We start from the raw sequence: 14,727 nt of genomic DNA on the forward strand, positions 1-14,727 counted from the left end.
TTTTAAGTCCTGTGCGTCTGCCTGTTCCGCCACTTCAGCAGGTTATACATTATTGTGCGCATCTTTCAGCGACAATATTTATTATAGTTTAAGGTCTATATATTGTCAACACTTATTTTAATATTTTTATTACATTTTATAAATTTTTTGCAGTTTTATTAAAACTTAACTGTATTAGACCATTAATATAATTAAAAGAGTGCTAAAAATTTAGCACTCTCTAAATTTATATTAATAATTTGAACTTTTTCTACTATATCCGCGTCCTTTATTATCTTGGTGCCTTTTTAAATCTTGAAATCTTTCTTCACTGTCTTTTAGGAACTTAGACATTCTATCTTCAAAGGAAGAACTACCAGTTTTTCCTTTCTCTTTTTCCCAGTCTATTTCCACAGGTTTTACTGATTTCTTTGGCACTCCTGCTTGCTTTATAGATAAGCTCATTTTTCCGTTGTCATCAACTGAAATAACCTTCACCTTAACAACGTCTTCTTCTTTTAGATGATCTCTTACGTCTTTTACAAAGACATCTGATACTTCTGAAATGTGAACAAGTCCTGTTTTTCCCTCCACTTCAACAAAAGCACCAAAATTAGTGATATTAACCACTTTACCTTCTACAATACTTCCAGCCTCTAAGGTCATATTAAAAAGATTCCTCCTTAAATAATGTTTTAATTATTATGTTATATATCAAGTTATGTTAAACATAACACAGATCACTTATCTTCTTTTACACTGTTGATTACAGGAGTCTCACCCTCTTTAATAAGTCCAAATTTTTCTCTTGCAAGTTTCTCAATATACTTATCAGTCTTTGATAACTGCACTTCATCCTGTAATTTTTTATTTTCTTCTTGTACCTTTTCTAACTCCACAGTGTAGGTTTCAAATTCAACCTTTTGTCTATGCATTATTCTCTGTTGATTTATGAAAATATAAGAAACATAAACAATTAATAGAGATAATAATAAGTTTTTAATTTTTCTATTTTTCATTATACAACTCACCCTCCACATAGAATGAGTATAACAACTTATTATTCAATAGTTATTATATTAAAATATAACTACTTATGTTAAACTCATAAGTATATTTTAATTTGAATTGTTCATTTGTTCAAGGTATTTTGCATTAATTTTTAACTTTTTCCTATTATTTTATATAAACAAAATCTTACAGGATAAGACAATGTATTAAATATTACTCTTAACACCTTTCCAATAGCCAATAATACGTTATGAAGTACATTTATAAATATTTTACTAATTAGCTTAATATATACAAATAATCCTGCACTTACATATACAAAAACATTGAAGCTCATATATGCATAGCTTGTGTACATCATAAATACAAACACAATAAATCCTGTAGCAATCCAAAATAAAACATCTTGAATTATGGTTATAATTGCACCAACATCTTCAAATCCTCTTATAATCCTATAAATATCAAAGAGAATACCTATTAAAACCCCACTTAATAAACTAAATACAAATAATATTATTTGTTGTTCCATTGTAAACAGCATGATATTTACCTAAAAAGCCTTGAAAGAATGCCTTTTCCCTTTCTAGATTTTTTTTCATCACTTGTATATACAATATAACTTATTTTCCCACTTATCATTACATCTCCATTTTGTACATCTAGTTTATTCATTTTTAAGTTTTCTCCTCTTATATCCATAGAACCAAGAACTGTATTTAAAAGGATTTGTTCATCATTAAAGCTTACAATTTCCTCAACTCCATCAATTGTCATCCTTTTTCTTGAATCTAAAGTTAAATAACTTTTTCTATCTTCTATCTTGGTTTCTTTGTTATCCATAAAACCCTCCTTGCATATATTAAAAGTATTCCTAATAAATAATATTTCTCTAAAAAAAATATATGCAAAGAAAAGCAATTTAAGAAGATATAATTATTCCTTATCTTCTTCTCCTGATATTATTTCATACATAGTTTTGGCATTTTCTTTAGTTACATGATTTGCTATATTTACTATCTTCGCTGTTAATACTTGAGTTGCAAATTGAATTTCAATGATATCTCCTTCTTTTACTACCGTTCCTGCCTTAGCAACTTTACCATTTATTGAAACCCTACCACTTTCACAAACTTCCTTTGCAACTGTTCTTCTCTTAATTATTCTTGACACCTTTAAATACTTATCAAGTCTCATAGCCATCCCCCAATATATTCTATTCAAATTTGCATTTTAAAGTTTATAATTATAAATAATTGCAAAATAACTAGAATTAATTCTGTAAAATATTATATAAACTTTATTATTCAAATATAATTATAACCTTAAATGATTTGTAATACACTATTATCACCTCAAAGAAAATAACTCTTTAAATATTCTGAAGATATTTTATATCACATAAATAACTGATTCTTAAAATAGTGACCCTATCTTTGTAATGTTACAGTATGATATAAAATATACTTAACTATTTTCTAAGATATGATTAATAAAAAAAACCTAGAATAAATCCAGGCTTTTTAATAAGTAAAATAAGACTATTTATTAACTATGTCTTTAAATTCTTTTCCTGCTTTGAAAACAGGTGCTTTTGAAGCAGGAATCTCTATTTCTTCTTTAGTTCTTGGATTTCTTCCCATTCTAGCAGCTCTTTCTCTAGTTTCGAAAGTTCCAAATCCAACTAATTGAACTTTTTCTCCCTTTTCTAAAGCTTCTTCAACGCTCTCTATGAACGCTTTTAAAGCAACCTCTGATTCCTTTTTAGTTAAACCTGATTTCTCAGCCATGCTTGTAATTAATTCTGATTTATTCACTATTGTACCTCCTTAATCTTTTAAAAACGCTTCTACATTCATAAATTCCATTAGATATATTGAATATAAGATAGCATATTCTTCAATGTTTTTTAAATTCCTTCTAACCAATTATAGTTTTAACATAAAAGTAATAAATTATTGCTTCTTTGCTTCATTCCATAACTGATCCATTTCATCAAGCGTCATAGTCATAAGATCCACTCCCTTAATTTTAGCAGAGTCCTCTATAAACTTAAAACGCTTAATAAATTTATCTATAGTATAATTTAATGCAATTTCTGGGTCTATGTCAAGAAGTCTTGCAACATTTACTGAAGCAAATATTAAATCTCCTACTTCTTCTAGTATTTTTGCCTCATTTTTACCATTATATACATCTTTAATTTCATTTAGCTCTTCTAGCACTTTTTCCATAGCAGGTTTAGGATCTTTCCAGTCAAAACCTACCTTTGCAGCTTTAGCTTGAACTTTATCTGCTCTTAAAAGTGCAGGTAAATTTTTAGGTATATGCTTTAATTCCTCAGTATAAGTTTTAAAATCATTTTCTTTTTTCTTAATTTTATCCCAGCTATCTAAAACTTCACTAGTATTATTTATTTTTATATCTCCAAAAATATGAGGATGACGTCTTATCATTTTTTCTGTTATAACTTTAACTATGTCATTTATATTGAAATATCCTTCTTCTTTGCCAAGTTGCGCATGAAAAACTATTTGAAGCAATACATCTCCTAATTCTTCTGTAAGTTTAAAATCATCTTCTTCATCAATTGCCTCTAAAACCTCATAACATTCTTCAACTAAATTTCTCTTTAATGATTTATGGGTTTGCTCTAGGTCCCAAGGACATCCATCTTCCCCTCTTAAAGTTTCCATCACTTTAAGTAAGTCAAAAAAATCTTTGGTTTCTTCTAAGTTTTTTGGAATATNNTTTTTTTTTTTTTTATTATAAATTTAGAGGTTAGGTAGTCTATATCCTGTTGTCTATCAAGTTCGAAAAGTTTTATCTTTCTAACGCTTTCTATTTTTTTAACGCCTGCTGCTCTTATAAAATATATTTCTGTTTCATCGTTATAATATTCAAGTAGCGATAATTTTGTTTCTGAAGCTATAAGTTGATTATACACTTGAGTTATTATAAGTCCTGCTCTTTTATCCAATATTTGATTTTTAATATCAAATGCATCTATTATTTTCATTCCATCAATTGGATCTAATTTTAAAGCTTCCATAACAGCATCTATAAAACTTACTGCTGGAACTATTTCATACGGAATATTCTTCTCATCACAATATTTTATAAGTATCGTAACTGATTTTTCCGCTACTAGCGGGTGTCCTGGCACTGCATAAACTATATTATTACACTTACTATGTTCTTTTATTATATCCATGGCTATAGAATTATAAACATCATCAAAGCTATCGAATTTTTCATACATGCAATCATAGCTTTCAAATGTCACTCCTAAAGACTTTAGATACTCAACATTTGGATGTTTTTCTGTTCTAAATAAAACCTTACAATCACTTTTTAAAAGTTCTAGTGTCCCAATTGTGAGCGCTTCCTTAGCCCCTGGTCCTAAGCCTACTATTTTAATCATTCGCTTCACACTCCCTGCTCTTCTCATTTTTCTATAAATTAGTTTTTTGCAATCCTTCCTTTGATATCTTCTACAGTAAATATCTTAAGTACTATAACCAATATTGTATATATTAATGCTCCTACAAATATAGCTAATAAGCAAGATATTCCATTACTTATTGTATAATTATAGACATTATTATACGTAAACACAACCGCAATTATCATAATTAATGATGCCATTGCTGGCTTTAATAAAATTTCATATAAACTGAGATTAACGGAAAATATTTTCTTAATTTGGAACATATTCAAGATTACCGTAACTATATAGCCACATAATGTCCCTATAACTGCACCATATATATTTATAACAGCTATAGGAATCAACAAGTAACTTATTATTACTTTTACTATACAGCCTATAGCAAGGTTATAAACAGGCCTTAAATAATCTCCTACGCTTTGTAATAGCGCTGTAGTAGTCTGTGTTATTACTATAAAAGGTACTGTGGTAGCTACTAGTCTTAATATATTATAACCACCTACATCCTTCATAAATACTAAGTGCATTATTGGAGCTGCTAAAGAATATAATCCCGCTGTACAAGGCAATGCAATGACAAAGGATAATTTAAAGGCCATTTCTATTCTTCTATTTAGCTCAAAGGTTCTATTTGTACTATAAGCTTCAGAAATGATAGGTACTAAAGATGCACATAATGCCACTGAAAGTGCTAACGGTACATTTGAAAGAGTTACTGCTTTTCCTGTTAATTGACCATATAATACAGCACTTTCTGATACAGAAAAGCCTGCTTTTAGCATTCTTTCAGGAACTATTATAGAATCTATTAATGACATTATTGTACCTACTGCTGCGCCTAATGATATAGGTAATGCTGCTTTTCCTATTTCTGAAATCATACTCTTCCTCTCTATGCCTTTAGTTTTATACATGAATTTGCTCTTTCTATAGTAGATTATGATTAAATATATACTACCTAATATGCCGCCTACAACTGTACCTAGAGCCGCTCCCCCTGCTGCAAATTCTATACCTTTAGGTAGTAATAAATATGCAAATAATACACCTGCACCAACTCTACCTATTTGCTCAACTATCTGAGATATTCCTGTATATGTCATATTTTGAAGTCCTTGAAAAAAGCCTCTAAAAGTACACATAATGCATACAAATATAGGAGCAACAGAAATTATTATAAAAGACAGATGCGAGTTTTCATGCCATTTTAATCCTTGAATTATGGATTTTGAAAAGAAAATCATAAGAAAAGAAGCTAAAATTCCTATAGGTAGCATTACTAAAAGAGTATCCTTTAGCACTTTTCTAATGCCATAAAAATCGTTTTTTGCATTTAATTCTGAAATTATTTTAGACATTGCAATAGGTACTCCTGATGCTAGTGCAACAAATGTCATATATAAAGGATATGACATTTGATAATACCCCATACCTTCATCACCTATAAGTGTCTGAATTGGTATTCTAAAAAACAAACCTAAAAATCTAGTAAAAATGCCAGCAATACCCAAAATCACCGTACCTTTTATTAATGAATGTTTTTTCATATAATCCCCCTAAAAAACCTTTTTATTTTAATACTTATTGTGGTTTTTCTAGCATTATTACTTGTACAGAATTATTTTTTATTAATTTTTAGATTATATATTTTTGATTATTAAAAATTTTTATTATAATCACACTAATAACTTTTTAATAGAGGTTTCATGAAATATATATACTAGTTCTAAAATTAACAAATATATGAGAATAATTAATGCTTATTGATATTGTCACTAAAACTACCAAATTCACAATTTTGGATATTCCTCAGTGGTAACTAAGAAATTTAAAGTAATTTCAAAGTAAAAAATCTAGCAATTGTATTGCTAGAAAAAATTAGTTAAAGAAATTAGTTCAATCAAAACTAATTTCAACCATAATTGTCAATTGTCCATTAATTAAAGTAGTTTATCCATATTTAAATCTATACTAAACTGTCTTTAATTTAGTAATCTCTGAAGTTTATACACAGCAAAAATATTTATTAAAATTCCGTAAATGTGATTAAAAAGATTATATTTGTTAATAGTATAGATGGTAGTAGAATAATGGAAATCAAAAAATAAAAAATAATGGCAGAATCCTGCCATTATTGCTCCATTTGTTTTCCTAAGAAAGCAGATGCTGTTTCAGCTAGTTTTAGTTCTAAATCCCCAAAATTTACATTTTCCTCTTTAGAAAGTATTATAACAGCTCCAATAGCATCTCCTTCTGCTACTATAGGGCTAATAACTTGAGAGCTATAAACAGTCTCATCTTCATCTTCATATAATGGTATAGCCTTGTCTGCCCCTGTTCCATATATAACAGCTCTACGGCCCTCCATTATTCTTTCAAGTTGCATGCTAACCTTTTTATCCATATATTCCTTTTTAGGTCCACCACTAACAGATATAATACTATCTTTATCAGCCACAACTACAATATGTCCAATTGTCTGTTGAAGTGCCTCTGCATATTCTTTAGAGAATTCACTTAACTCTTCAATTGGAGAGTATTTTTTAAGTATTACTCCACCTTCTCTATCAGTAAATATCTCTAGCGGATCTCCTTCTCTAATTCTAAGAGTTCTTCTAATTTCTTTTGGAATTACTACACGACCTAAATCATCTATACGTCTTACTATACCGGTTGCCTTCATAACTAATTCCTCCTCAAATAACTTTAATTATGTACTTGTGCTATTATTATCCTTCTAAATTTGAAATTTTATACACATTTGCATAAAGATTAATTTATAACAAAAATTCAGTAAAGATACCTTTTTAAAAATTACAGTTTATAATATATAATTTTTAGTGACTCTTAAAATAATCAACAAACTTTTAACTACTTTTGTACATAAATCATAGATTCCCCAATTATATTAAAATGAAGATTCCATAATTTTGATAGTAATCATAAATTTAAAAACTTATAACTTTTTATAATCGATGCATAATTATAGACTATTTGTTATTAAAAATTTATATTTTGTTTTCAAAAATTTTAATTTTTATTAATATTTTATTAATATCTTATTAATTTTAGGTTGTAAATTATAAATGATTTACCATACTTTATCCTGTTCTTTGAATTTGTTCTTTTACCTATTTTTAAAATACCTAACATAAAAGGAGCTATGATTTAATTCATAGCTCCTTTTATGTTTAAGATTTGTTATTTTCTTTCACATATCTTAAATTATTTTAAATTATCTTCATAAATTTTAATTTTAGCTTCTTCTATCCATTTCTCCATCGTTTCGCCCCATTGTTTATCTTTCTTCCCATCTAGTAGACTCTTTTTAATATCTTCTTTTACAGTATCAAATTTCTTAACTGGATACTCTTCCTTATCTATACATTCTATTACATGATATCCAAATTCAGTTCTAACTGGTGCTTTTGTATAAGCTCCTTTTTGTAGAGCAATTGCAAACTGCATAAAAGTTCTATCATAACCTGTATCATTATAATCTATCCAACCTAGCTCTCCACCTTTATCTTTAGTTCCATCTGTTCCTTTTTCCTTTGCAAGCTTTGCAAAATCCTCGCCGGCATCTAATCTTTTAATTATATCCTTAGCATCTTCTTCCTTTTCAACTAAAATGTGAGCTACATTAATTTTATTTGGCTTTTCAGTATAATAAGTCATATTAGAGTCATAATGAGTTTTTGCCTCTTCATCAGTTACCTTAATATCTTTAACTACTTCTTCTGAAATTTTATTATATATAAGTTGAGTTTTTATATTTGACTTTATACTTTCTTCAGTTTCACCAGATTGCTCTAATGCTTCTTTTAATTTTTCTTCACTTTCAAAAGTATCTGTTATTGTCTTGTATTCTTGATCTATATATTTTTTAACCTCATCATCATTAGGCATCACTTTAAGCTCTACAGCTTTTTCTTCTAGAATTCCTTTTTCAATCATTCTATTTAACATATTAATTCTCTGTTCTTTTAACATGTTCTTGCCTTCTTCAGTCTTATCAAAATTTTCACCTTGTATATTTTTAATATAAGTTATAAGTGGTTCCATTTTTTCATCAAGTTCAGCCCTTGTTATTTTCTTATTGCTATATTTCGCAACCTTTGATTTTGCGATACCTTCTGGAGTTTTTTCAACTAAACTACATCCAACTAAAGAAGTTGCCATTACAGCCACTAGGGATGCTACTATTATTTTTTTTATGTTTTTCACTTTAAATCCCCCGTTCTATTTTTTTAAATAGCCATATTCTAAACTATATAAAAGTTTAAATAACTACAACTTATATTCTAGCTTATAGATAGTTATTCCTACTTCTAAACATTAATCATTTAATTTTACGAATTTATAAACCTAAATAAATACAAAAGTAATAGTATCTTAAAATATAGCTTTATAATACATTCCTATTTTAATAGGATAATATTTCATCTTTGTGACATTTAAAAATAATTTTATCATAAACTTCTAATGATTAAAAGTTTATAGCAAATTATTTATTATTAGTTTTGCCATTAAGTTCTTTCATATACTTAATTAAATCGATTAGATTACTAAGAAGTTCTTCCTTCTTAGCTTCCTTTATCTTATAAGCAACAACCGGTACTTCTCCCATTTTAAAAGTTATTTTGCGTATATAATTGTCTAATAGTCCAGTAATTAAATTTTGACTAATATTTTGTCTATTTTCAAAAGTAATTAGTATTTCATTTTTGACTTCTTTAATCTCAATAATACCTATTTCCTTTGCCATACTTCTTAAATAAGCAATATTCATTAAATTATAAACAGTAGGTGGTATATCTGAGAATCTATCTTCTATCTCATCTTGTAACTCCATCATATATTCATAAGAGTCGATAGATGCAATCTTTTTGTAAACTTCAATTTTTTGGGTTTCATCCTTCACATAGCTACTTGGAATATATGCATCAATTTTGATTTCAGCAGTAGTTTCTATAGGCTCTTTTTCAATGTCACCTTTAATAAGCTTTATCATATCCTCAAGCATTCTACAATATAAGTCATATCCTACAGTAGCCATATGTCCATGTTGTGCGGAACCCATAATATTTCCTGCACCTCTTATTTCTAAATCTCTCATAGCAATTTTAAAGCCTGAACCTAATTCAGTAAAATCTTTAATGGCTTTAAGACGTTTTTCTGCTACCTCTGTTAAAATTTTATCCTTCATATAAGTAAAATAGGCATATGCTATCCTATTAGTCCTACCTACTCTACCTCTTAATTGATACAACTGAGATAATCCCATTTTATCTGCATCATAAATTATCATGGTATTAGTATTCTGAATATCTATACCTGTTTCTATAATAGTTGTACATACTAAAATATCATATTTATAATCTATAAAATCTAGTATTATTTTTTCAAGCTCTCTTTCAGTCATTTGACCATGAGCTACTGCTATTCTAGCTTCAGGTATAAGTTTTCCTAGATAGCTTGCCATTTCTTTTATAGTTTCAACCCTGTTATACACAAAAAATACTTGACCATCCCTATTTAATTCTCTCATTATACCGTCTCTAATAAGCTGATCATTAAATTCAACTACATAGGTCTGAACTGGATATCTTTCCTCTGGAGGAGTTTCAATTACACTTATATCTCTTACCCCTGTCAAAGACATATGCAATGTTCTTGGAATAGGAGTTGCAGTTAAAGTTAAAACATCTATATTCTTTTTTATAGACTTAACCTTTTCTTTATGAGTAACTCCAAATCTTTGTTCCTCATCTACTATTAATAATCCTAAATCCTTAATTGAAACATCCTTTTGTAATATCCTATGGGTACCTATAAGTACATCCACATTTCCTTCTTTAACAGATTTTAATATTGTCTTAGTTTGTGAAGCTGTTCTAAATCTGCTTACCATCTCTACTTTTAAAGGGAAATCTGAATATCTTTTTAGCATATTCTTGTAATGCTGCTCTGCAAGTATAGTTGTAGGAACTAAAAATGCAACCTGCTTTCCATCCATTACGCATTTAAAAGCAGCCCTTAAGGCCACTTCTGTTTTTCCATAACCAACATCTCCACATAGAAGTCTATCCATAGGCTTATGACTTTCCATGTCCTTTTTAATTTCCTCTATAGCTGTTAATTGATCTGGTGTTTCATCATAAGGGAACTCATCTTCAAATTGTTTTTGCCATACTGTATCAGCACCATACTTATGACCTTTAATTTGAGATCTAGCAGCATAAAGCTTAACTAAATCTTCTGCAATGTCTTCTATAGATTTTTTAACTTTATTTTTAGCTTTAATCCATTCACTTCCACCTAGTTTATTTACCTTAGGTGATTTTCCCTCACTACCTATATATTTTTGCACCAAATCTAACTGTTCTACAGGAACATATAAAGTATCTCCATTATTATAAGTAAGTTCTAGAAAGTCCTTTTTATGACCTTGTATTTCAAGCTGATTTATTCCTTTATATACACCTACTCCATGGTTTGCATGTACTACATAATCTCCTAATTTAAGCTCAGTAAAGCTTTTAATCTTTCCAGCACCTTTTTTATTTCCTTTTCTTCCTGTTTTTCTCTTAGATTGTCCAAATACTTCCTTATCAGAAATTACACATACTTTAAGCTCTGGATATTCAAATCCTTTCAACGCATTACCAAAAGTTACAATAACTTGACCAAGTTCTATGTTATCAATAAAGTCTTTATAACTTGCTTCAATACCTCTATCCCTTAGGGTGTCTATTAATCTTTCTCCTCTAGTTCTTGTTCCTGCTAATATTACTGTCCTATAATTATTATCTTTTTTATCTTTAATGTCATCAATTAAATAATCTAGCTGGCCGTGATAATCGTGTATAGTTATTTGTGAGAAAGAAGAAATAGTTCTTGGTTTTAATATTTTGGTTGATTTAGCAATAGTATCTATAGTTAGTACTCTTTTGTTCTCTAGTAGTTGCAGCGTTTCTTCCTTTGAGATTAAAAGTTCTCCTTGTCTTGGAAGTACGTTTCCTCTTCTCAAGAAATTTTCATAGTTTTCTTTAAACTCAAAATAAACACTTTCCAGTTTACCATTACATCTTTGAACATCATCTACTATAACAAAGCTATCATTTAGATAATCAAAAAATGTAGAAATATTTTCATAAAAATATGGTATATAACTATCTATAGTTTCAAAACTCCAAGTTTCTTTAAGAGCTTCAACATTACTATTAACTATAGATGTCAATCTCTCTATAGCTTCTTTTTCTTTCTTTTTATTAAAGTTTAAAAGCGAGTTATTAAAATCTTTATTAATGTTATCATAAGCTTTCTTTAAACTTTCGCTAGTCATAATTATTTCTTTTGCTGGAAATATCTCTATAGTATTCACCTTTTCAATACTTCTTTGAGTATCTGTATTAAAAGTTCTAATAGAATCTATTTCATCGTCAAAAAATTCTATTCTATAAGGAAGGGCATCTATAGGAGGAAAGATATCTAATATTCCCCCTCTTATTGAAAATTGGCCTTTTGTTTCAACTGCTTCACTTCTCTCATAACCACATTGAATAAGCTTTTCACTTAATTCCCTAATATCTACTATATCTCCTACCTTTAAAGAAAATATATAATCCTTAAATAAGTCTACTGGAGTATACACAGCTAATAGTGACTCTATAGAGGCTACTATTATCTTAGGTCCATCTTCTAGCATCTTTTTAAATATTTTAAGACGTTCCCATCTTAGATCTCCAGAAATAGCATCAATATTATAAAAAACCACTTCCCTAGTCGGAAAATAATACACATCATTTAAATAAAAACTTAAATCCTCACAAATATTTTTTGCTTCTACATCATTGTGAGTAACTATAAGGATTTTTTTGTTTACCTCCTCATAAATTCCATTTATTAAATAGCTTTTTGCAGATTCAGAAACTCCGTAAATACCTATAGGAAAATTATTCCTTTCAATACTTTTTGAGATTTCTCTAAATTCTTCGCTACGTCTTAATGGCATCATAAGTCCATTTAGTCTCAAAATTATCACCTCTATACAAATAAAATGGAAATATACCGAATTTTTCTGTAAATGGTTATAAACCTAGCAATAGCTAGGCTTTAATCCCATTAAACTTATTCATAGCTTCAGCAATTCCATTAATTATTATAGTTTCTATAGCTTGAACACTTGGTTCAAAGGTCTTCTCCAATAGTTCTCTTTCTTCTTTTGAAAACTTTCCTAAAACATGATCTACTAGATCATATTTTGGTTGTCCAACCCCCATCTTGATTCTAGGAAAAACTTCTGTTGAAAGATGTGAAATTATATTTTTAATTCCATTATGCCCTCCCGCACTACCTTTAGTCCTAATTCTTATAGTGCCAATATCAAGACTTATATCATCATAAACAACTATGACATTATCATTAGGAATTTTATAAAAATCGCATACTTCTCTAACACTTTCCCCACTTAAATTCATAAAAGTTTGAGGTTTTAACACTATTACCTTTTCTCCATTTATTGTTGTCTCACCATATATACCTTTAAATTTTATCCTATTAATAGAAATATTATGCTTTTCTGCAAATAAATCTATTACATCAAATCCTACATTATGTCTTGTTTTATCATATTTGTCTCCAGGATTCCCTAGTCCTACTACTAAATACATTTAATACCTCCAAAATTCATCTGTCAGTTCTACAATTGAGAATGGACAATTGACAATTCTCAATTGTTTAAGTTTGTTCTAGATGGGATACATCTATATTATACTAAACTAAATATATATAATTGAACCTCCTACGATTAAAAGTCGTAGAATTCTTGTTACTACTTTATATCTATCCATTTATCATATTAAGGATAACATACTGCCCTTTATTATAATACTACAAAAATATATTACTACAAAAAAACTGGAAATCCTATAAAAATATATTATAGTATATTTTTATATAGTTTTACAGTATATATTCTTGCCTTGTATGTAAATAATATGCAAAACTCATAGCTTGCCTTTATCAGTTTACAATTCTAGACGTTTCTCCGTTGCCACTGAGAACTTTTAAATTGCTAGTTAAAGAGCTCTATTAAAGCAATTATTTACATGTTAAAAATACAAGAGCTTAAAAGCTCTTGTATTTAGTTTAAATTATTAAATTATTTTTTAAGATAACATTCTATAGTAGCCTAATTCTACATTTATGAATTCTTTCTCACCATTTCTCCATATTTCACATTCCGCAATATGACCTTGTTGTGAAGACCTAAGAATTCTACTTATATCCTCAACCTCTGTAATCTTTATATCATTTATGCGAGTAATTATGTCTGTAGGCCTTATTCCAGCTTTATAAGCCTCACTATCCTTTAATACATCTCTAACATATAGNNCTGATGCCCCATCTACACCATTTTTAGGAATTGCCTTCTCACCGTATATGCCTAATCCAATATTCACTGTATTTCCTCTTTTCATAAAGATATCTATTATAGGCTTAGCGTCTTTTATATCTATTGCAAAACCTGATTTTGTAGCTTTCTCTGTATAACTCAATATATTATTGTTTATTCCTATCATTTCACCATTTAAATTACAAAGTGGCCCTCCAGTGTTTCCTGCAAATATTTCAATGTCAGTCCTTATGGCACTGTATGAAAAAGTCTGCCTTGCTTGTTTATCTATAGCTGAAATTCTTTGATTCGCATTTTCCACTACTCCATAAGATATAGCTCCTTGAAAGGCATTAGCATTAGGATTGCCAATGGAAATTACTTCATCATCCATTTTAACTTTTGAACTGTCTCCTATAATAACCGCTGGTAGTCCAACTTCATCTATTTTGATTACTGCAATATCTAAAGCTGGATCTGAGTCTACAACTTGTCCAACATACACCTTATTATTGGACAGCTTAACCTTAATTTCATCAGCTCTATACACTATACGGTGATTTGTTACTATGTATCCGTCTTGGCTTATTATGGTGCCCGCTCCACTTTCTATTTCTTCATTCTTACCATAAACTGTTTTACTTATCGATACCACAGAAGCTGAGACCTTATTAGCAATTTCAGACATAGCCTCTCTTTTTTCTTTTGTATTTAAAAGCACAGATTTTCCGTTGCCATCAATAGTAATTTTAGCCAGCTCTTTGTCAACTAAAAATTTTGCAGTAATAGCTCCTGAAAGTGAAGCTATTATTATATAAAAAATTATATTAAGAAAAATTTTGTATCTAGGCTTTTTCTTATTTTTAGTCTTTTTAAAAACTATGTC

At 28.7% G+C, this 14,727-nt stretch carries 12 protein-coding genes and 1 pseudogene; all 13 read right to left on the reverse strand.

Going from position 1 to position 14,727, the window contains the following annotated elements; translation table 11 throughout:
* Positions 1-231: 231 nt before the first annotated feature.
* Positions 232-645, reverse strand: a complete 414-nt coding sequence (locus B2W91_RS03065) for a S1 domain-containing RNA-binding protein (protein ID WP_291578813.1) — start codon at positions 643-645, stop codon at positions 232-234.
* A gap of 74 nt (positions 646-719) precedes the next feature.
* On the reverse strand, positions 720-998 hold the full coding sequence (locus tag B2W91_RS03070; RefSeq protein WP_291578814.1) for an FtsB family cell division protein: 279 nt from the start codon (positions 996-998) through the stop codon (positions 720-722).
* 143 nt (positions 999-1,141) lie between these two features.
* On the reverse strand, positions 1,142-1,522 hold the full coding sequence (gene yabQ, locus B2W91_RS03075) for a spore cortex biosynthesis protein YabQ (RefSeq protein WP_291578815.1): 381 nt from the start codon (positions 1,520-1,522) through the stop codon (positions 1,142-1,144).
* A 17-nt stretch (positions 1,523-1,539) separates the two neighbouring features.
* Complete coding sequence (yabP, locus tag B2W91_RS03080) at positions 1,540-1,833, reverse strand: sporulation protein YabP (protein ID WP_291578816.1); 294 nt, start codon at positions 1,831-1,833, stop codon at positions 1,540-1,542.
* A 93-nt stretch (positions 1,834-1,926) separates the two neighbouring features.
* Complete coding sequence (locus B2W91_RS03085) at positions 1,927-2,187, reverse strand: RNA-binding S4 domain-containing protein (RefSeq protein ID WP_291578817.1); 261 nt, start codon at positions 2,185-2,187, stop codon at positions 1,927-1,929.
* A 344-nt stretch (positions 2,188-2,531) separates the two neighbouring features.
* Positions 2,532-2,807 carry an HU family DNA-binding protein gene (locus B2W91_RS03090; RefSeq protein WP_039634379.1) on the reverse strand — a complete coding sequence of 92 codons (276 nt, stop codon included), beginning with the start codon at positions 2,805-2,807 and terminating at the stop codon, positions 2,532-2,534.
* Between the two features lie 138 nt (positions 2,808-2,945).
* Positions 2,946-4,414 (reverse strand): annotated as a pseudogene (gene mazG, locus B2W91_RS03095) (nucleoside triphosphate pyrophosphohydrolase).
* Between the two features lie 38 nt (positions 4,415-4,452).
* Positions 4,453-5,988, reverse strand: a complete 1,536-nt coding sequence (locus B2W91_RS03100; RefSeq protein ID WP_291578818.1) for a putative polysaccharide biosynthesis protein — start codon at positions 5,986-5,988, stop codon at positions 4,453-4,455.
* 584 nt (positions 5,989-6,572) lie between these two features.
* On the reverse strand, positions 6,573-7,124 hold the full coding sequence (gene spoVT / locus B2W91_RS03105) for a stage V sporulation protein T (RefSeq protein ID WP_291578819.1): 552 nt from the start codon (positions 7,122-7,124) through the stop codon (positions 6,573-6,575).
* 542 nt (positions 7,125-7,666) lie between these two features.
* Entirely contained in the window at positions 7,667-8,668 is a 1,002-nt protein-coding gene (locus B2W91_RS03110) for a peptidylprolyl isomerase (protein WP_291578820.1), read from the reverse strand.
* A gap of 280 nt (positions 8,669-8,948) precedes the next feature.
* Complete coding sequence (mfd, locus tag B2W91_RS03115) at positions 8,949-12,479, reverse strand: transcription-repair coupling factor (protein ID WP_291578821.1); 3,531 nt, start codon at positions 12,477-12,479, stop codon at positions 8,949-8,951.
* A gap of 73 nt (positions 12,480-12,552) precedes the next feature.
* Positions 12,553-13,116, reverse strand: a complete 564-nt coding sequence (gene pth / locus B2W91_RS03120; protein ID WP_291578822.1) for an aminoacyl-tRNA hydrolase — start codon at positions 13,114-13,116, stop codon at positions 12,553-12,555.
* Between the two features lie 498 nt (positions 13,117-13,614).
* A complete protein-coding gene (locus B2W91_RS03125) occupies positions 13,615-14,529 on the reverse strand; it encodes a S1C family serine protease (protein ID WP_422653266.1) in 915 nt (304 codons plus the stop codon).
* Between the last annotated feature and the right edge of the window lie 198 nt (positions 14,530-14,727).

The sequence above is a fragment of the Clostridium sp. UBA6640 genome (genome assembly GCF_002455975.1).
Taxonomy (GTDB): domain Bacteria; phylum Bacillota; class Clostridia; order Clostridiales; family Clostridiaceae; genus Clostridium_J.